The following is a 19,328-nucleotide window of genomic DNA, read 5'->3' as shown; positions in this document are numbered from 1 at the left end:
CCATAGGGCTCTTCCATGACCAGTGACGTAGCAGTTCCCGCCCCGGAGACGGCGGCGGCCAACGGGCATGGCGAGGCCCATACCACCGCCGGTTTCGGCGCCCTGACGCTCGGCAGTATTGGCGTCGTCTATGGCGATATCGGCACCAGCCCGCTCTACGCGTTCCGCGAGGCGGTGATGGCGGCCTCGGGCGCCGAGGGCTTGCCGACGCCGGCGGCCGTGCTCGGCGTGCTTTCCCTGATCCTCTGGGCGCTCATCGTCGTGGTGACGCTCAAATACGTGGTGATCCTGCTCCGCGCCGACAACAACGGCGAGGGCGGCACGCTGGCGCTGATGGCGCTGGCCCAGCGGGCGGTTGGCACCGGCGGGGCGACCATCGTCCTGCTCGGCATCATCTCTGGCGCCCTGTTCTATGGTGATGCCGTGATCACGCCGGCGCTCTCGGTGCTGTCGGCGATCGAGGGCATGAAGGACGTCACCCTGACATTCGAGCCTTATATCGTTCCGCTGACCGTCGTGATCCTGGCCGGTCTGTTCGCCGTGCAATCCCGTGGCACGGCGCGCGTTGCCGCCTTTTTCGGCCCGATCATGTGCGTGTGGTTCGCGGTGCTTGCGGCCGCGGCGATCCATCCGATCATCCAGCAGCCGCAGGTGCTGCTCGCGCTGAACCCGCTCTATGCCGTGTCCTTCATGCTGCACCATGGCATCATCGGCTTCGTCACGCTGGGCGCCGTGTTCCTGGCCGTCACCGGCGCCGAGGCGCTCTATGCCGACCTCGGCCATTTCGGCAAGCGGCCGATCCAGTTCGCCTGGCTCTCTATCGTGCTGCCGTCGCTGGCGCTGAACTATCTCGGGCAGGGGGCGCTCGTCCTCAGTGACCCCGGCGCGATCGTGAGCCCGTTCTTCCAGCTCTTCCCGCAAGGCTTTGTTCGCGGCACCATGGTCGTGCTGGCCACTGCCGCCACGGTCATCGCGAGCCAAGCCGTCATCACCGGCGCCTATTCCTTGACGCGGCAGGCGATCCAGCTCGGGCTGCTGCCACGCTTTGAAATTCGCCATACGTCGGAAGCCCATTCCGGCCAGATCTTCATCCCGCGCATCAACCAGCTGTTGCTGGTTTTCGTGGTCCTTCTGGTGCTGCTGTTCCGCTCCTCGTCCGCGCTCGCCTCCGCCTACGGTATCTCCGTCACCGGCACGATGGTGGTCACGGCCATGATGGGTTTCGTCGTGGTCTGGAAGGGGTGGCGGTGGTCGCCGCTCGCCGCGGGCGCGCTGATTGCGCCGTTCCTGTTCCTCGACCTGACCTTCCTGACCGCCAATCTCTTGAAGGTCTTCGAGGGCGGCTGGGTGCCGCTGGCGCTCGGTGCGGTCATGATCATCCTGATGTACACCTGGCGGCGCGGCAGCCGGCTCTTGTTCGAGAAGTCGCGCAAGCTCGAGTTTCCGCTCGCCGACCTGGTCGCCATGCTGGAGAAGCGGCCGCCGCAACGGGTGCCGGGTACCGCGGTGTTCCTGACCTCGGACCCGCTCAGCGCGCCGACCGCGCTGATGCATAGTCTGAAGCACTACAAGGTGCTGCACGAGAAGAATGTCATTCTCACCATCGAGACCGCGCAGACCCCGCGGATCGATCCGGCGGACCGGGTGAGGCTGGAGCAAATCTCACCGACCTTCTCCAAGGTGACACTGAAGTTCGGCTTCATGGAATCGCCCAACGTGCCGAAGGCGCTGGCGATCGCCCGCAAGCTGGGCTGGCAGTTCGACATCATGTCGACCTCGTTCTTCCTGTCGCGAAGGGCGCTCAAGCCCGCCGCCCATTCCGGCATGCCGCGCTGGCAGGACCGGCTGTTCATCTCGCTCAGCCGCGCCGCCAACGATGCCACCGACTATTTCCAGATCCCAAGCGGCCGCGTCGTCGAGGTCGGCACGCAGGTGACGATTTAGCTTTCAGCCGGGGCTCCATCCGTCGCCATCGCTGTCATCGCCCGGCCCGATGTTTCGACCGGGCGATCCAGTACTCCGAAGCGCCCGTGATTCACCGAGCAGCCGCGGCGTACTGGATTCGCCGCTTGCCGCCTACGCTAAAGCTTCGGCGCCCCTGGACCTCAACCCCGGCGAAGCCTTGGCGTAGCCGGGTCGCGGGGAATGACACCGAAGGAATGGTGAGAACTGAAACGGAATCTCCGGGCATAGACCCCGAAAGCCGGACTTCAAGTCGCTGCGATTTAGCTTTAACTTGCGCCGCGCGGCTCAAGCCCTTGTGGCGCTTGATTTTCGTTTCCCGAGAGGCGAGGTTGCCGCCGGCCGGGATCGCCCGGCATGCGCCTTGCGACGTTGGAGGATGAAGTGGCAAACCAGGTACAGGATCTGACCCCGGACGAGGTCTCCAAGGGTGTCGCGGAAGGGCGCTATCTGCTCGTCGACGTCCGTGAGCCGAATGAGGTTCAGGCCGAAGCCTATCCCTATGGCGTGGTGGTTCCGCTCTCGACCTTCGATCCCAAGGCGATTCCCGACTCCGCGGGCAAGGAGGTCGTGTTCGCCTGCCGCTCGGGCAAGCGCTCGGTGACGGCCTCGCTCGCGGCGCAGGCGGCGGGCCTGCCTTACGACAAGCATCTGGCCGGCGGCATGCTCGGCTGGAAGGCAGCGGGTCTTCCCAGCAAGGTCGGTGGCTGATCGGCCCGATGTCCAAAAGCTCGTCCTTGAACAAGGTCTTCGCCGATCTTCCCGTCACCATCTTCGAGGCGATGTCGCAGGCCGCGCGCGACAACAATGCCATCAATCTCGGCCAGGGGTTCCCCGACGATCCCGGGCCTGAGGACATCCGGCGCGCCGCGGCCGAGGCCTCGCTGAATGGCTACAACCAGTACCCCTCGATGATGGGCCTGCCGGAGCTGCGCCAGGCGATCGCGACCCATTACGGCCATTGGCACGGCCTCAAGCTCGATCCGATGAGCGAGGTGATGGTCACGTCCGGCGGCACCGAGGCGCTGACCTCGGCTATCCTCGCCGTGGTTCAGCCCGGCGACGAAGTGGTCTGCTTCCAGCCGGTCTATGATTCCTATTTGCCGATCATCCGTCAGGCCGGCGGCATTCCGCGCCTCGTCCGCCTCGAGCCGCCCCATTGGCGGCTGAATGAGGACATGTTGAAAAGCGTGTTCAATTCAAAGACCAAGGCGGTGCTCTTCAACAATCCCTTGAATCCCTCCGCGGTGGTCTATCCGCGCGAGGATCTCGAACTGCTGGCGCGCTACTGCCAGGAGTTCGATGTCATCGCGATCTGCGACGAGGTCTGGGAGCACGTCACCTTCGACGAGCACAAGCACATCCCGCTGATCACCATTCCGGGCATGCGCGAGCGCACCATCAAGGTCGGCTCGGCCGGCAAGATCTTCTCGCTCACGGGCTGGAAGATCGGCTTCGTCTGTGCCGCGCCACAGCTCTTGCGCGTCGCCGCCAAGGTGCACCAGTTCCTGACGTTCACCACCGCGCCGAACCTCCAGGCTGCCGTCGCTTACGGCCTCGGCAAGTCCGACGACTACTTCCTGTCGATGCGTCAGGATCTGACGCGGAGCAGGGACCGCCTGACCAGGGGGCTGGAGAGCCTCGGCTTCCCGGTGCTGAAGTCGCAGGGCACCTACTTCCTCACCGTCGACCTGTCGCCGCTCGGGCTGAACGAGAGCGACACCGAGTTCTGCTGGCGCATCGTGAAGGACTACAAGGTCGCCGCGATCCCGGTCTCGGCCTTCTACGAGCAGGACCCGGTGACATCAGTGGTGCGCTTCTGCTTTGCCAAGAAGGACGAGACCCTCGACACCGCGCTGGAGCGGCTGTCGGACGCGGTGCGTGGACGCAAGAGGTAGACCAGTGATGACGAACGTCAGCCGCTCGAGGTTTCGTCTTGCCATCGCCGCAGCGCTGACGTTGTTCTCCGCTCCTGCAGGCGCGGAGGAGCGAGTCGTCAACTTCTACAACTGGTCCAACTACATGGCGCCGGACGTCCTTGAAGCCTTCACCAAGGAGACCGGCATCAAGGTGGTCTACGACACCTTCGACGCCAATGAGACGCTGGAGACCCGCCTGATGGCCGGCAAGTCCGGCTACGACGTCGTGGTGCCCACGGCTTACTTCCTGCAGCGCCAGATCAAGGCGAACATCTTCCAGAAGCTCGATAAGACGAAGCTGCCTAACCTCGCCAATGCCTGGCCGTTGGTGACGCAGCGCCTCGCCACCTATGACCCCGGCAACGTCTACGCCGCCAACTATATGTGGGGCACGACGGGCATCGGCTACAACGTCGCCAAGATGAAGCAGATCCTGGGTGCCGACGCGAAGATCGAGAGCTGGGACGTCGTGTTCAAGCCGGAGAACCTGGCAAAATTCAAAGACTGCGGCGTGCACATGCTCGATTCCGCCGACGACATCTTCCCGGCGGCGCTGAACTATCTCGGGCTCGATCCGAATTCGACCAAGCAGGCGGACCTGGAGAAGGCCGCCGATGTCGTGGCAAAAGTCCGCCCCTCCGTGCGAAAATTCCACTCGTCCGAATACTTAAGCGCGCTCGCGACCGGCGAGATCTGCTTCGTCGTCGGCTGGTCCGGCGACATCATGCAGGCGCGTGCCCGCGCGGCCGAGGCCAAGAGCGGCATCGAGATCGGCTACGCGATCCCGAAGGAGGGCGCGCAGATGTTCTTCGACAATCTCGCGATCCCCGCGGATGCCAAGAACGTCAGCGAAGCCTACGAGCTGATCAACTATCTCTACCGCCCCGACGTTGCCGCCAAGAACTCGGACTTCCTGTCCTACGCCAACGGCAACCTCGCGAGCCAAAAGTTGGTCGACCCGAAGATTCTGAACGACAAGAACATCTATCCCGACGAGGCGACGCTCGCAAAGCTGTTCGTCATCACGGCGCGCGAGCCGGCGACCCAGCGCATCATCAACCGGCTGTGGACCAAGGTGAAGACGGGGCGGTAGGCGGCTTGGGAGCCGACCCGACAAACGAAATTCCGCAAAACAACCCCATGCACAGTAGAAACGCCATCTGCGGGTTGCCGGCGGTGGCGGTGCTTAAGTCGCGATCCGGCTTGGCTCAATCGACGTGCGGGCGCAGCGCGAGAGCAAGGCGCTTCCTACCACTCATACCGCACCGTGCCGTTGCCGGTGTAGGTCTGCGTGCTGCGCGAGAATTCGCCCTCGACGGTGCCTGCGAGCGATAAGCCGTTTTTCCATTTCATTGCGGCCCGGCCGCCGGCCAACGCGGAGTCGGCGGCGGGACGCGCGCCGCTGACGGTGAAGGCAGCGCCCGGCAGCGTCTGGAAGACGGCGTTCACGAGACGGCTGGTGTTGGTGTCGTGCGCCCAGGCGAGCCGGCCGCGCAGCGTGAGCACGCCGTTATCGACCAGGAAGCGCTGGTCGGTGCGGGCGCCGAGCTCGGTGCGGACATTTGTTGTGTCCTGCGCGGTGTAGGACAGCGCGAACTGGTTGCTGCCGGCGATCGCGGTCTCGCCATAGCCGGGCAGGTGGAATGTGGTGACTTGTGCGGCCGCGTAGGGCGTCACGCCGAAGCTGGAGGCGCGGATTGGTGCGAAGCGCCAGCCACCTTCGAGGCGGCCCGAGAAGGTGCTGGCCTTGAAATTGGCGGTGAGCTTGTCGGTGCCTGAGACCGTCACGGTGCGGTCGGTGGTGACGTCCTGCCAGCCATAGGCGAGCGCTGCTGAGATATAGGCGGGCCCAAAATTGTGGCGGCCGTAGAAGCCGGCCTGGAACAGGTCGGCGCGGCCGCTGCCGAGACTGTCGGACAGCGCAAAGTTGTAGCCGGCGCCGCCGAGCGCAAAGCCGACCAGCGTGTTCGGCGATATCCGATAGTCCGCGCCGACCACGGTGCCGTAGATGTGGCTGGTGGTGGTGCTCGAACCTGATGCGGCGTTGCCGTTCAACGTGCTGGCGCCGCCATAGCCGGAGGCCCACACGCCCCAGCGCCGGTCGATGACCTCGCCGCTCGCCTCGCGCGGTGTCACTGCGGCGTAGGCTTCGCGTAGCCCGGCGTCGTTTGGTGCGGTGGAAGCGTAGCCCAGCGTCCCGCCATCGCTGGCCGTGCCGCCGCGCTCGCCGTCCGTGCGGCCGCCGCCAAAGGGATCAAGCATGCCGATGAACTGCTGCGTGGCGTTGAACGAGGCCTGCGTGCCGGCGGCGCCGGGCTGGCCGGAGACCTGGCTGAGCCCGTGGTTGAGCTGCGGCTGGCCCATGTTGAGCAGCGCATCGAAGCCGGCCGGCGGCGTCGCGCCGCCCTCGACCGCCTTGTTGATGGCGCCGGCGACGTTGCTCTGGTTGGCGCCTGTGCCCGCCGGCAGCACGATCGCGCTGGGATCGAGCACGAGATAGACGTTGTTGACGTCGTAAGTGAGGTGCGGGTTGCGGGTGGGGCTGAAGCTGCCGCTCACGCTCAGCCCGGCGAACTTCGTTCCGGCAAGGCCGCCGGTCGCATTGAGAATGGTGTAGGTCTGGCTGCGGAAGCTGCCGGGCAGCGCCACCGCCTGCACGGTGGCGCCGGTCAGCGTCGCGGTGCCCGAGACATTGGTCCGGTCGGCGGCGGTGGCGGAGACTTCCACCCTGTAGAAGCTGCCGGCACTGAAGGCGAGGCTGCCGCTGACGCTGAGTGTGCCCACGGAATTGCCCGGCGCCAGCGTGCCGCCGCTCGCGATTGTCGTGTTGCCGACGGTGCCGGTGCCGCCGAGCGTGCCGCCGCTGTTCACGGTGAGGCTGCTGGAGGCGATGATCGGGCCGTTCACCGCCAGCGTGCCGGCGTTCACGATCGTGGCGCCGGTGTAGGTGTTGATGCCCCACAGCGTCAGCGTGCCGGTGCCGGTCTTGACCAGCGATGTACCGGTGACGCTTCCGTCGCCGGTGAGCACGCCGGTGACGGTGGTCGACAGGTTGTTGCCGCCGACCGTCAGCTCTGCCCCGTTGAGGTTGAAGTGGCCGTTGCCGGCGATGGAGCCGGCGCTGATCTTGCCGTCGCTGCCCGGGCCGGGGGTGTGGAAGTCGATGACGGCGCCGGAGGTGACGTTGACGAGCTGCGCGTTGCCGGCCGTGGAGTTGCCGTCGAACAGCACATTGCCGCTGTTGGTGATGGTCGCGCTGCCGGCTGTGGAGTTGCCGTAGAACGCCAGCTGCGCGTTGTTGGCGATAACAGCGCTGCCAGCCGTGCTGTTGAGGAATGCCAGCGTGCCGGCGGACACCGTCGCGCCGGAAAAACCCGCCGCGCCGGTCAAGGTCAGCGTGCCGGCGCCGGACTTGGTCAGCGCGCCGCCGCTGAGATTCTGGCTGACGGTGAAATTGTTGGCGGCGTCCGCAATGTCGAACGAGCCACCTGCTGCGCCCCAGTTGATGGTGCGCGCGGTGGCGGTGAATGCCGTGCCTGATATCTGCAAGGTGCCGCCGTTGAAGGTCAGGCTGCCCGCGAGGTCGCCCAGATTGGCGTCCGCGGAGACGCTGACCGTTCCGCCGGCGAAGGTGGTGCCGCCGGTGTAGGTGTTGGCGCCGGACAGCGTCAGCGTGCCGGTGCCCGATTTCACCAGCGAACCGCCGGTACCGCCGCTCGCGCCGCCGTCGGCGATCACGCCGCTGACGGCGGTCGACAAATTGTTGCCGCCGACGGTCAGCGCGTTGGCGCCGAGATAGAACGTGCCGACGCCGGCGATCGAGCCGGCGCTGAGCTTGTGGTCGCCGTTCGGGCCGGAGCTGCGGGAGAAATCGAAGACGGCGTTCAGGTCGTTGTTGATCAACTGCGCATTGCCCGCAGTCGAGTTGTCCGCGAAAAAGGTGCTTCCGACGGAACTGTGGAAGGGGCCGTTGCCATTGTTGGTGATGACGGCATTGCCTGCCGTGCTGGCGCCATTGAAGGACAGATTATAGGTGTTGTTGATGGCCGCGCTGCCGGCCGTGCTGGCGCCGGAGAAATACGTCGTGAGGTTATTGGTGATGGTTGCGCTGGCCGCCGTACTCGATTCGCTGAAACTCAAGACGCTGTTGTTGGTGATGCCTGCGTTTCCGGCCGTGCTGGTTCGGTTGAAATTGATCGAGTTGGTGTTGGTGATGACGGCATTGCTGGCCGTGCTCGAATTGGTGAAGGAAAGCTGTCCGTTGTTGTTGATCGTCGCGCTGCCGGCGGTGCTGGTGTCGGAAAATATGACGGAGCCGCCGTTGTTGGTGATGGTGGCATTGCCAGCCGTGCTGGTGCCGTGGAACCACAAGAAGCTGGTCATGTTGTTCGCGATGGTGGCGCTGCCGGCCGTGCTCGAATCATTGAAGCCGATGAAGCCCCAAGTTCCGCTGGTGATGTTGGCGTTTGCAGCGGTGCTCGAGTTGTTGAAGCTGAGCTGGCCATAGGTGAGGTTGGTGATGGTGGCGCTGCCCGCCGTGCTCGTGTTGTAGAAATACGTCAAGCCGCCGTTGTTGAAGGTCGCGTTGTCAGCCGTGCTGGTGTCGTAAAATGCCGTCGTTGTGTTGGTGTCGGTGGTGATGGTTGCGCTTGCCGCCGTGCTGGCGTTGCGGAAATAGAGTGTGCCGCTGTTCGAGATGCCAGTGATAGCGCTCGTGTCGGCGTTGACGACATTGAATGTGCCCGCATTGCCGATGGTGACTGTCCCCAGGATGGTGCCGACGCTGCTGGCACTGCCGAGCTGCAACGTGCCGCCGTTGATCGTGGTGCCGCCGGTATAGCTATTGGCGCCCGACAGGGTCAGCGTGCCGGTGCCGATCTTGACCAGCGAGCCGCCGGCGCCCCAGATGATGCCGCTGACCTCGGTCGAGGAATTGTTGGAGCCGACCGTCAGCTCATTGGCGCCGAGGTTGTAAGCGCCGGCGCCCGCGATCGAGCCTGCGCTCAGCCTGCCGTCGCCGTGCGGACCGGTGCTGTTCGAGAAATCGACGGAGCCTCCGACGTTGTTGATAAGGGTGGCGCTTCCGGCCGTGCTGGCATCGAGGAAACGCAGGTTGCCGCTGTTGATGATGGTGGCGCTGCCGGCCGTGCTGTTGTTGTAGAAAGACAGATTTCCGTTGACGTTGTTGGTGATGGTGGCGTCGCCTGCCGTGCTGAAGTCGTTGAAGAACAGCATGTTGAAGCTGGTGTTGGTGATGGAGGCGTTGCCCGCCGTGCTGTTGCCGAAGAACTGCAGGTAGTTGTTGTTGGTGATGGTGGCGCTGCCGGCCGAGCTGGTGTTGGAGAAAGACAGATCTCCGCCGCCGTTGATGTTGATGGTGACGCTGCCGCCGTTGACGGTGATGCCGGCGCCCGTGAAGTTCAGCGAGTTGCCGACGGCAAACGTGTAGTTCGAGGCGCCGGCATTGAAGGTCCAGCCGCCGACGCTGGCGATCGCAATCACCAGGCTGGTGGTATTGGAGGTACCGAACGAGGCCGTGCCGACAGGCACGAAGCCGCCGTCCCAATTGGCGCCGTTGCCGTAATCGTTGCTGCCGGGGGAGGCGAGCCAGGTGCCGTCCGACGCGGCGCGCGCCGGCCCGGCCGGCAGGGTCCAGGCCAAGGCCAGTGCCGACGACGTCAGCAGCGCGGCCCGCAGGTGGCGGGTCGCTTTGAAATAATCTTTCCCCGTCCTCACCACTTCCCCCAGCACGCGGTCCGAGTCCTCGACCGGATTCTTCGCATCGGGTGGGGATTGGTGTCCTGATAAGGGCTTGGCTCATTTCTGAAAGTTTCTGATATTTGTGTTTCAGACCCGATTTTCGGGCATTTTCGGCAGACTTCCGCTATATGGAGCCGCCTTGAGAGACGTGTTGGGGGATCACTTGCTTCGTTTCGCCGGCTTTGAGCTGGATCAGCAGCGTGCGGAGCTGCGCGGGGCCGATGGCACGCCGATCAAGCTCCGGCCCAAGACTTTCGAGATGCTCCGGCTCTTTGCCGCCAGCGGCGGCCGCGTGCTGAGCAAGCAGGAGCTGATGGAGGCGGTCTGGCCGAACGTCCATGTCGGCGAGGACAGCCTGTTTCAATGCATCAGGGAGCTTCGCACAGCGCTCGGCGACGAGCGGCGGCAGCTGATCAAGCTCGCTTCCGGCGGCGGCTATTTGCTGGCGACGGAGGTCGTGGCTGCGCCCGCCGCCGATCCGGCGCCGGCCGAGCGGACGGCGACGGACCCGACCGGCGGGGTTGCGCCCCTGCCACCGGCCGAGGTCGCCGCGAGGCCGCAGCGCGCCATGTTCGGCTTGAGCCGGCAGGCCACTGTTGCCGCCGTCGCCGGGCTTTGTGTGATCGTCATGGGGCTTGCGGTTGCTGCGCCCGTGCTGAAGCCGGACCTCCTGTTCAAGCGAACGCCGCCGCGGCTCGCGGTGATGCCGATCGTTGACGACAGCAAGGACGCGCGCGGCGCGGCAATGGCCGCCGAGGTCACCGCGCGCCTCACCGACGGTTTTGCCAAGGTCCAGAACATCAGCGTGGTTGCGCCGCGACTGGCGGCCAAGGGCGGCGACGGTACTGCTGCGTCCCTCACACCGTCCGATTACGAACTGCGCGGCGAACTAGAGCGTCGCGACCAGTCCTGGACGCTGCGTGCGCGCATCATCAAGGCCGCGACTGGCGAGGTCCAGTCGGTCATCGCAGCGTCGGTCGCCGCGGAGGAGATGGATGCGCAGCTCGCGCAGTCGCGCCTCGTCGCAGGCGTCGGTCATGGGCTTGCGCGCCGTCTCAACGAAATTCTGGAGGCGCGTGTGCCGCGCGCCCCGGTCGCGGGAGCGTCGGCCGGCGGCGACAAGGTGGCCGTGGAGCAGGCGCTCGCATCGATCAACCAGACCACGCGCGAGCGTTTTGGCGCGGCACAGGCCATGCTGCAGAAGGCGCTCAGCGACTACCCCGACAATCTCGACATCGCGGTTGCGCTCGCTTCGCTGCAGATGCGCGGCATCCAGATGGTCTGGTTCAGCCCGGAGGAGGCTGTCGCGGTCGAGGCCAGGGCCAACGCGACGCTCGAGCAGGCGCTGCGGTCGAAGCCGAATTCGATTGCGGTGCTCGAGGCCTATTGCCGCTTCCTCAGCGCGACCAACCATTTTGTCGAGAGTCTCGTCACCTGCGCCAAGGCCTTGAGCTTCGATCCGTGGAACGGATCTGCGCTCTATCTGATCGGCCTCGGGCAGGTCTATCTCGGCCGCTTCGACGATGCGCTCGCGACGTTCCTGCAGGCCGATCGTTACGACACGCCGCAGGCCTCGCGCTGGACCTGGCTGCTCGGCGCGGGCATGACCTATGCCTTGATGGGGCGCTACGAGGAGGCGTTGCCCTGGCTACAGCGTTCGATCGCCATCGCGCCCGGGACCGGCCGCTCGCACTTCCTGCTTGGGGCCGCCTACCTGAGAACGGGCCGCCTCGAGGAGGCGAGGGCGGCGATCGCCGAGGGATTGAAGCTGCGGCCCGGCACGACCAGACAAAGCGTCTCGCCGCCGATGAAGAACGCGAGCCCGGTGTGTGTCGAGGCCTGGGAGCGTGTCGTGCAGGCCGAGGTGGATGCGGGACTGCCGGAGCAGTAGGGCGTATGAGCGCCTCGAATTTCTCAATCGCGCATGATGGAAATTTGAGCTAGTATGGGCCTCGAACGCAGCGATTGAGCCCAAGTGATGACTGAGCATTCTCGCATCTCGCTCGCACCTGATGTCCTTGCTGGGAAGCCCGTGATTAGCGGGACCCGCATTGCGGTCGAGTTCATCATCGGACTGATGGCAGACGGTTGGAGCGAAGCCGACATTTTGGCCAACTATCCAGGCCTTTCGCGCGAGGACATTCTCGCCTGTCTGGCTTACGCGCGCGATTCCCTTAGCGCCGAACGGGTTCACCCGACCGCAGCTTGAGATGCGTTTCCTCGCGGACGAGAATTTTCCTGGCTCCGCGGTCGATGCACTTCGCGCATCAGGTCACGACGTCATCTGGATCAGAGCTTCGGCGCCTGGTAGCAGCGATCGCGAAGTATTGGCGCAGGCTTCGCACGAACAACGGATCCTGCTCACCTTCGATGAGGACTTTGGGGAATTGGCCAAAGCGTCACCGCTACCGGCCGCATGCGGTATCGTATTATTACGCATCCCTCCGCCGGCACCCGGGCGGATTGGCAAGTCCTCGCCGACCTAATCTTGGCCCGTGACGATTGGGTGGGCCATTTTTCTGTGATCGAGCCCGGCCGAGTCCGAATGCGGCCGCTGAGCAAATAGCACCAGCGTCTACCGCCACCTTCGATGCAGCCACAACCACTGCTCGGGATGCTCGCGGACCCAGCCTTCCACGACGCTCGTGATCGCCTGGGTCGTGCCCTGGATGTCGATCCTGCCCTCGGCGTCGCGCACCGGCGGGATCTCCTCGGTCAGCTCGCCGCGGAAGCGGCCGCCGGGCAGGCGGATGATGCGCACGCCGTGGATCGGGCATTCGATCTGGCGTAAGAGGCGCGCCAGCATCGGGTTGGCGCGGGTCTTGCGGCCGAAGAAGGTGACCTCGACACCTGCGGTCAGATACTGGTCGATCAGCATCGCGACGTGCTTGCCGTCCTTGAGCGCCTGCGCGAGCCGCAGCGGCGCATCGCGGCCGGCCGGGATCAGCGTGCCCATGTTGACCTGGCGCATCTCCTGGATGATGCGGTCGGCGGAAGCGATGTTCGGGCGGCGATAGAGAATCGCGGTATCCAGTTCGTGCGCGACGGCGGCGAGCGCCGGCAATTCCCAATTGGCCAGATGCGCGGCGAAGATCAGGGCCGGCTTGCCGTCTTCGCGGATCTGGTCGAACAGCTCGATGCTGCGCGGAGAAATTTCGATCCGACTCTTCTCCGGGACATCGCGGTCGTAGTCCCAGACATGATCGATATGGGCGAACTCGGCGCCGACGCGGCCGAGATTGTCCCAGACGCCCATCAGGATCTGTTCGATCTCCTCCGGCGATTTCTCCGGAAAGGCGGCGGTGAGATTGGCGCGGCCGATGCGGTGCTCGCGCAGGCGCGGGCCGATCAGCTTCACGGCGCGCGCGAAAAAATCCGAGGTCTTGACCGGATCGAAATAGCGCGTGGTGCGCAGCATCGCGACGGTCGCCGCGCCGATCAGACTTCCGCCGAGCGACTTGGCAGCCTCCCGCGCGCGGGCCTTCGTGCTCGCAGTCAGCAGCGCCATGCGTCCGGTCAGGCCGGTTCGCGGGTCAGGATCAACGAGGCGTTCTGGCCGCCGAAGCCGAACGAGTTCGACATCACCGCGGTGACGCGGGCATCGCGCGCCTTGTTGCCGACGACGTTGAACAGGATCGTGGGATCCGGCGTCTCGTAGTTGATCGTCGGCGGAATGCGCTGATGCTCCAGCGTGAGCAGCGAGAAGATCGCCTCCACCGCGCCGGCGGCCGAGATGGTGTGGCCGACCATCGACTTGTTGGAGGTGACCGGAATCTTCTGCGCAAGCTCGCCGAACACGGCCGATGTCGTGTTGAACTCCATCTTGTCGTTTTCGGGCGTCGAGGTGCCGTGCGCGTTGATGTGGTCGATCTGGTCCGGCGTCATGCCCGCATCGGCCAGCGTCTTGTTCATGCAGCCGATGATCGGCTTGCCGTCGGGCGAGGAGCGGGTGCGATGGAAGGAATCGGTGAGCTCACCGCAGCCAGCGATCACGCCGAGGATCTTTGCGCCGCGCGCAGTCGCCGCCTCGTAGCTCTCGAGCACCAGGGCGCCGGCGCCTTCGGCCATCACAAAGCCATCGCGGTTCTTGGAGAAGGGGCGGGAAGCCGCCTGCGGCGGATCGTTCTGGGTCGACAGCGCCGAGAGCAGCGAGAAGCGCACCAGCGCTTCCGGGTTGACGGTGCCGTCGGTCGCGACGCACAGCGCGGCGTCCGTCTCGCCGCGGCGGATCGCCTCGACGCCGAGCTGGATCGAGGTCGCGCCCGAGGCGCAGGCCGTCGACAGCGAGATCGGCGAGCCCTTGGTGCCGAACGTCTCGGCGAGATGGGCTGCGACCGAGCCGAACATGAAGCGATGATGGTAGGCGCTGAACTTGCCGCCGCCGGAAATGCGCAGCAAATCGTCATAGGTGATGTCGAGCTGGCCGACGGCGCGACCGAGTTCGCGACGCTGCGGCCATTCGACCTCGACCGGTGCAACCGCAAGGAAAAGGGGACCCGGGAAATCGGCCTTCGCGCCGATGCCGGCCTGCTCCAGCGCTTCCTGCGTCACCAGCTCGGCCATCCGTTCGGACAGGGCGGTGGAGGAGAACGGATCGACGCTGACGAAATCGACCGTGCCGGCCATCGTGGTCTTGAGCCCGTCGATCGGAAAGCGGGTGATGGTGCGGATGCCGGATTCGCCGGCGACGAGCTTCGCCCAATTGTCGGCCTTGCCGGCACCGAGCGAGGTCATGATGCCCATGCCGGTGACGACGACGACGGGACGCCCGAGTTTGTCGCGTGGTGCAGTCATGTCGATCCCCGCTTGAGCTAACTAAACCGCCTCGACCAGCGCCATGCCTTCGCCGCGCCAGTGTCCGGCTCCCACCACCACGATCTGGGTAGGCGCGCCCTGCATTTCAATCTCGGTCCCGGTTGAATCGTTCGGCGGGAATAGAGCACCACGCGAGATCGACAGCGCAGCGAGCGCGATTCCGAGCGGGAATTGCGTCTCCATGGCGTGGCCGAACACCGTGCCGGTCGAGCGGACCGGGAGGTCGGCATGATTCTTCAGGAAACCGCGTTCTTCCGAGGTCGCGGGCTCGGCGCCGGTCGCTCCCGATATGATCGCGCTCTTACCCTCGCGCTTGGGCAGCTTTCCCCAAAGCTTCTCCAGCGTCGCGGCCATGTCGCCGGGCTGTTTGCGGCGGGCGAGGTCGGCAACGACGCTCGTGAGCTTGGCGAACGGCTTGGCGCCGCGCGCTTCCGCATGCGCCCGCGATTCCAGCACCAGGAACGCGCCGGCCGAGCCGAGCGCAAAGCCGGGATGGTCCTTGCGCGCCCACACCGGTGCGAACTTGTCCTTCAGATTGAAGTCGCCGAATTCATAGAGGACGAGCAAGTCCTTGCGCTCGCCATTGTGCGAGCCGCCGACCAGCGCGATGTCGCTCTCGCCCGAGGCGATGCGCGCAAGCGCGATGCGGGCCGCATCGGCGCCGGCGACCTCTTCGCCCATGAAGGTACGCGATGTGCCCCCCAGGCCGTGCACGATGGCGATGTTGCCGGCGAGCAGGTTCGAAAGCTGGGCCAGGAACAGCGTCGGCCTGAGATCGCTCATCAGCCGCTCGTTGAGGAAGCCGGGCGCGTTGGCGCCCTTGGCCTCGGCCGTCAGCACGCCGCTGTCGACGTTGAGATCGCGCTCGCCACCGCCGGCGGCGATCACCATGTCGATCTTCGACAGGATGTCCTTGTTGCCCTTGATGCCGGCAGAATCGAGCGCAAGACCGGCGGCATAGGTGCCGATTCGCTGCCAGGCTTCCATCTGGCGCTGGTCGCCCTTCTTCGGGATCTGGTTGTCGAAGGCAACTGGCATCAGCGGATGCACCACGTAGGGTGCAAAGCCCTTCTCGTCGACATTGATGCGCTTCTCCTGAAGCGCGGCCCAGTTGGCGTCCAGGCCCTCGCCGAGCGAGGTGGCGAGCCCAATGCCGGTGATCCAGACCTCGGTCTGGCCCGGCTTCGAAGCGGGAGTGTCAGTCATGGCGATACGGCCTGTTGCGGAAATCCGACGCGCTTGGCGATCGCGTCCATGTGGGAGCGCATATCCGCATTGGGGAAGGGGATCAGCGTGAAGGTGAGCGCCGAATTCGCGCGCAGCTTGCCGCCGACCCTGATCTTGGCCTCGGTCATGGCATAGCCGGAGCCTTCATGGGTGAGGCTCGCCTCGATGCTCATGAGATCGCCGGGGAAGACCGAGCCGCGGACCTTGGCTTCCTTCACGGCGGCCAAGATCGGCATGCGTTCGAACTTGAACACGCCGAGCTGAAGCCAGCCCGAGGCCTGCGCCATCGATTCGATCAGGAGCACGCCGGGCATCAAGGGATAGCCCGGGAAGTGTCCCTCGAAGATGGTGCTTTCCTTCGGAACCTGCGCTTCGACGACGATCGTCTTCTCGTCGACCTTGAGGTCGACGATGCGATCGATCATGTGGAAGTATTCGAGTTGCATGACCGCGCCCTTAGGCGCTCGTGCCCTTGGCCGCAACCAGTTCGTCGATGCGGGCGCACAGATTCTTCAGCACGAAATACTGCTCGGTGGTCGCTTTGCCGTCGTTGACCTCTTGAGTCCACTTTTCCAGCGGCAGCTTGATGCCGAACTGCTTGTCGATCGCGAACGCGATATCAAGGAAATCGAGGCTGTCGATGCCGAGGTCATCGATGGCATGGCTATCCGGCGTGATCGTGTCGCGCGGGATGTCGCAGGTTTCAGCGATGATCGTGGCGACCTGATCGAATGTGGAAGACATCACTAAGCCTTTGATATATTGCGGGTATTTTTCAGATTGTCCAGAGTGGCACGGTGGGCGGGCATCGCGCCCCTGATGACGCCCTCAAACCCCCCTCTGGCCGGGTCGAAAGCCCGTATATCGGAGCGCCGCCCTGAGTTCAATGGAGCCGGGCGGGCCCATGGGATAGCGAGGGACAGGGTTGGGGATGCCGGCTGGGGACCCATTCGGCGAGGCGCCGGCGCCGGGCCGGTCCTAAATATGCGGCGTCGTGATCTTGACGCAGTCGCGGCGGCCCATCAGCACGCAATCCTGGGTCCGACGCAGGTCGGCGATGCTGACGGCGAGCCAGATCCCGATCGCGGTCAGCGCGATGGTGAAGGCCAGCGCCGCGATGTTGGCAAGCATGCGTTGGCGGAAATTGTCGGGCTCGGCGCGGGGCTGCTCGTAGCGCGACAGGTCCAGCCGTTCAGGTGCGACGCGCAGCGGTTGCACGGTGCCGCTGCCGGGCTGGGCCGCCTTGAAAGGCGGGGTGCGCGGCCTGAACTGGAGCACCCGGTGCTCGTCATCAGAGCTTATGGGCCGCTGATTGTTCATGGGGGCGGGGATCACTCCGAAGCACCGATTTAGATAGCACACGTGAGCAGCGCGTTGCAGAAAATCTTCTCAATGCTCGCGTGCATTTGTTCGTCTGCACTATTTGTGCGCAGGGCTGGCGTGGAGCGATCGGGGAACCGGCCGTCGAGCTGGGGGCGGGCGGGTTGCGCTGCAACGACAGGCCCAATGACGGCCACGAGGTTCGTACCCTCGCTCTATCGGTCGACTTGTGATCTCCGCGTCCTTCCCGAACGGATTTTGTACCGCGAGGGCCCATGGCATAGTCGCGAGAACCCGGACCATCAGCTGCAACCATGCGAGGACCTTTCGATCATGACCAATACGCGCGAGCCGCGAGTGCATCCTGTCCCGATCCTGTCGCTCCGGCCGACACAGATGACGGTCGGCATGCGCGAGGTCAAGGAGAAGCGCAAGCGCTGGCGCGAGCGCAACAAGACGAAGCAGGCCGACCTGCTCGGCAAGCACATGATCCCCGTCGTCTACGGCCCCGACTTGCGCTACTACGTGATCGACCATCATCATCTCGGCCGCGCGCTGCACGATGAAGGCGTCAAGGAGGTGCTGGTGACGATCGTCGGCGACCTCAGGATGGTCGAGCGCGAAGCGTTCTGGGGCGTCATGGACAACAAGCGATGGGTCTATCCTTACGACGCCAAGGGCGAGCGGCGGTCATTCCGCGACCTGCCGAAATCGGTCGCCGACCTCAAGGACGATCCGTTCCGCAGCCTTGCCGGCGAGTTGCGCCGCATGGGCGGCTTCGCCAAGGACACCACGCCCTTCTCCGAATTCCTGTGGGCCGACTTCCTGCGTCGGCAGGTCTCGCGCAAGGCGGTGGAAGCCAATTTCGACAAGGCGCTCGAGAAGGCGCTGGCCGCGGCCAGAAGCAAGGCTGCGGTCTATCTGCCCGGCTGGTGCGGTCCGGCAGACGATGATTAGGGCAGTGGCGCCGTACCGTACCACCACGGCGCATCACATCACGCTCGAGTTGATGCCGAAGCGCTAACTCTCGGTGCGGGATCGCTGGTGCTCACGACGCTCGAACTGCTGAAGCCGCTTTGGGGCCGCCGGCTGCGATTTTAGCCGCTGCCCCGGGGGGGCGTATGCGGCTTTGCCTCTGGCCGGTGCGGATCCTCATTTCCACCGAGAGCGCGGTGCAGCCAGCGCTCGATGCGGCGGCCGACTGTGAGCAGCACGAAGGCGAACGCCAGTGCGACCAGGACGATCTTCCAGTGTCCGGCGCCGCAGGCAATGCCGAGGCAGGCGGCGAGAAAGGTGCAGGCCGCACTGGTCAGGCCGCTCACGCGAAAACCTCGGCTCTCGTGGACGATGACGCCGGCCCCGAGAAAGCCGATCCCGGTCAGGATACCCTGGATCACCCGGCTTGCCGCATCGTTGATTCTGCCGGGCTCAGCGAACTCGACAGCGAGCAGCACGACGGCCGCGGTGGAGAGCCCGACAATGCCGAGCGTCTTCAGGCCGATCGGCTTACCCTGCAGATCGCGATTCAGACCGATCGCACTGCCGGCGAGCGTCGCTGCGCCGAGGCGCAGCAGGATTTCGGGCCAATCGAGCTCGGTCATGTCTTGCCAGTCAGGTCTTCGGCAACCGTCCCATCAGATAGAACTCCTCGTTTGGACGCATGCCGGTGAAATTCGCCAGCCGGTTCGACAGCGCGAAGAAGGCCGAGATCGCGGCGATGTCCCAGATGTCGTCGTCGCTGAAGCCGTGCGGCGCGAGCGCGGCGAAGTCGCCCTCGGAGATCCGCTGCGCGTCAGCCGAGACCTTCATCGCGAAGTCGAGCATTGCCTTCTGCCGCGGCGTGATGTCGGCCTTGCGGTAGTTCACCGCGACCTGGTCGGCGATGAGCGGATTCTTGGCGCGGATGCGCAGGATCGCACCATGCGCGATCACGCAATACTGGCACTGGTTCGCCGCCGAAGTCGCCACCACGATCATTTCGCGCTCGGCCTTGGTCAGGCCGCCGTCCTTCTCCATCAGCGCATCGTGATAGGCGAAGAAGGCGCGGAACTCGTCGGGACGATAGGCCAGCGTCAGGAACACATTCGGCACGAAGCCGCTCTTCTCCTGCACGGCGAGAAGACGCGTGCGGATGTCGCCGGGGAGCGAGTCGAGAGCGGGAGCGGGGAAGCGTTGCGCGGCGGTTTTTGTCATGGCATGGATTCCGGCTTGGAGCCGGCAACCATAGTCGATGCGGGCCCCGTGCTCAACTTGGCCCAGCGCTGTCGCCCCTTGGTCCGTCCTTGCGAGCGCAGCGAAGCAAATCCAGAATCTTGCCGCTGACGG

The 19,328-nt window shown here is 65.1% G+C and carries 17 protein-coding genes; 8 read left to right on the top strand and 9 right to left on the bottom strand.

What is annotated here, in order from left to right; all coding sequences use genetic code 11:
• The first annotated feature begins 15 nt into the window (after positions 1-15).
• From P6U27_RS21810 to P6U27_RS21795, 4 genes are all read left to right on the top strand, one after another.
• Complete coding sequence (locus P6U27_RS21810; protein ID WP_122403831.1) at positions 16-1,944, top strand: potassium transporter Kup; 1,929 nt, start codon at positions 16-18, stop codon at positions 1,942-1,944.
• A 402-nt stretch (positions 1,945-2,346) separates the two neighbouring features.
• Positions 2,347-2,673 (top strand): rhodanese-like domain-containing protein, encoded by a 327-nt coding sequence (locus P6U27_RS21805; RefSeq protein ID WP_407192573.1) that lies wholly within the window; start codon positions 2,347-2,349, stop codon positions 2,671-2,673.
• A gap of 8 nt (positions 2,674-2,681) precedes the next feature.
• Complete coding sequence (locus tag P6U27_RS21800) at positions 2,682-3,860, top strand: aminotransferase (RefSeq protein ID WP_122403829.1); 1,179 nt, start codon at positions 2,682-2,684, stop codon at positions 3,858-3,860.
• Positions 3,861-3,867: 7 nt separating this feature from the next.
• A complete protein-coding gene (locus tag P6U27_RS21795; RefSeq protein ID WP_407192572.1) occupies positions 3,868-4,974 on the top strand; it encodes a polyamine ABC transporter substrate-binding protein in 1,107 nt (368 codons plus the stop codon).
• Positions 4,975-5,129: 155 nt separating this feature from the next.
• Here P6U27_RS21795 and P6U27_RS21790 read toward each other — a convergent pair whose 3' ends face one another.
• Positions 5,130-9,632 carry an autotransporter domain-containing protein gene (locus P6U27_RS21790; RefSeq protein WP_407192571.1) on the bottom strand — a complete coding sequence of 1,501 codons (4,503 nt, stop codon included), beginning with the start codon at positions 9,630-9,632 and terminating at the stop codon, positions 5,130-5,132.
• 157 nt (positions 9,633-9,789) lie between these two features.
• On the opposite strand from P6U27_RS21790, the gene P6U27_RS21785 reads away from it, so the two are divergent.
• From P6U27_RS21785 to P6U27_RS21775, 3 genes are all read left to right on the top strand, one after another.
• On the top strand, positions 9,790-11,532 hold the full coding sequence (locus tag P6U27_RS21785; RefSeq protein WP_407194470.1) for a tetratricopeptide repeat protein: 1,743 nt from the start codon (positions 9,790-9,792) through the stop codon (positions 11,530-11,532).
• Positions 11,533-11,619: 87 nt separating this feature from the next.
• Positions 11,620-11,850: a DUF433 domain-containing protein gene (locus tag P6U27_RS21780; RefSeq protein ID WP_122403824.1), complete on the top strand. Its 231-nt coding sequence runs from the start codon at positions 11,620-11,622 to the stop codon at positions 11,848-11,850.
• Position 11,851: 1 nt separating this feature from the next.
• The gene (locus P6U27_RS21775; RefSeq protein WP_407192570.1) at positions 11,852-12,127 is read left to right on the top strand and encodes a DUF5615 family PIN-like protein; all 276 of its coding nucleotides are present in this window, start codon (positions 11,852-11,854) and stop codon (positions 12,125-12,127) included.
• 89 nt (positions 12,128-12,216) lie between these two features.
• Here the strand turns inward: P6U27_RS21775 and P6U27_RS21770 are convergent, their stop codons facing one another.
• The 6 genes from P6U27_RS21770 to P6U27_RS21745 all read right to left on the bottom strand — a co-directional run bounded on the left by P6U27_RS21770 (position 12,217) and on the right by P6U27_RS21745 (position 17,003).
• On the bottom strand, positions 12,217-13,149 hold the full coding sequence (locus tag P6U27_RS21770) for a lipid A biosynthesis lauroyl acyltransferase (RefSeq protein ID WP_122403822.1): 933 nt from the start codon (positions 13,147-13,149) through the stop codon (positions 12,217-12,219).
• Between the two features lie 8 nt (positions 13,150-13,157).
• The gene (locus tag P6U27_RS21765) at positions 13,158-14,435 is read right to left on the bottom strand and encodes a beta-ketoacyl-ACP synthase (RefSeq protein ID WP_407192569.1); all 1,278 of its coding nucleotides are present in this window, start codon (positions 14,433-14,435) and stop codon (positions 13,158-13,160) included.
• Positions 14,436-14,456: 21 nt separating this feature from the next.
• Positions 14,457-15,662, bottom strand: coding sequence for a beta-ketoacyl-ACP synthase (locus P6U27_RS21760; protein ID WP_122403820.1), 1,206 nt, complete (start codon positions 15,660-15,662; stop codon positions 14,457-14,459).
• Positions 15,659-16,129, bottom strand: a complete 471-nt coding sequence (locus tag P6U27_RS21755) for a 3-hydroxyacyl-ACP dehydratase FabZ family protein (RefSeq protein WP_027571684.1) — start codon at positions 16,127-16,129, stop codon at positions 15,659-15,661. The genes P6U27_RS21760 and P6U27_RS21755 overlap by 4 nt, the downstream gene beginning before the upstream one ends.
• 10 nt (positions 16,130-16,139) lie before the next feature.
• Positions 16,140-16,427, bottom strand: a complete 288-nt coding sequence (locus P6U27_RS21750; protein WP_063700473.1) for an acyl carrier protein — start codon at positions 16,425-16,427, stop codon at positions 16,140-16,142.
• 234 nt (positions 16,428-16,661) lie between these two features.
• The gene (locus tag P6U27_RS21745; RefSeq protein ID WP_129143141.1) at positions 16,662-17,003 is read right to left on the bottom strand and encodes a hypothetical protein; all 342 of its coding nucleotides are present in this window, start codon (positions 17,001-17,003) and stop codon (positions 16,662-16,664) included.
• Between the two features lie 333 nt (positions 17,004-17,336).
• Between P6U27_RS21745 and P6U27_RS21740 the strand changes: the two genes are divergently transcribed.
• Positions 17,337-17,960 carry a ParB-like protein gene (locus tag P6U27_RS21740; protein ID WP_122403817.1) on the top strand — a complete coding sequence of 208 codons (624 nt, stop codon included), beginning with the start codon at positions 17,337-17,339 and terminating at the stop codon, positions 17,958-17,960.
• 140 nt (positions 17,961-18,100) lie between these two features.
• Here P6U27_RS21740 and P6U27_RS21735 read toward each other — a convergent pair whose 3' ends face one another.
• Together P6U27_RS21735 and P6U27_RS21730 are read right to left on the bottom strand one after the other, a co-directional pair.
• Positions 18,101-18,604, bottom strand: coding sequence for an MgtC/SapB family protein (locus P6U27_RS21735; RefSeq protein WP_122403816.1), 504 nt, complete (start codon positions 18,602-18,604; stop codon positions 18,101-18,103).
• Between the two features lie 10 nt (positions 18,605-18,614).
• The gene (locus P6U27_RS21730; RefSeq protein WP_407192568.1) at positions 18,615-19,196 is read right to left on the bottom strand and encodes a peroxidase-related enzyme; all 582 of its coding nucleotides are present in this window, start codon (positions 19,194-19,196) and stop codon (positions 18,615-18,617) included.
• Positions 19,197-19,328: the final 132 nt, after the last annotated feature.

Source organism: Bradyrhizobium sp. STM 3566, assembly GCF_045571445.1.
GTDB classification, from domain to species: Bacteria; Pseudomonadota; Alphaproteobacteria; order Rhizobiales; family Xanthobacteraceae; genus Bradyrhizobium; species Bradyrhizobium vignae.
The sequence above is the reverse complement of the archived record's forward strand: the minus strand, read 5'-3'. Positions and strand labels throughout refer to the sequence as shown.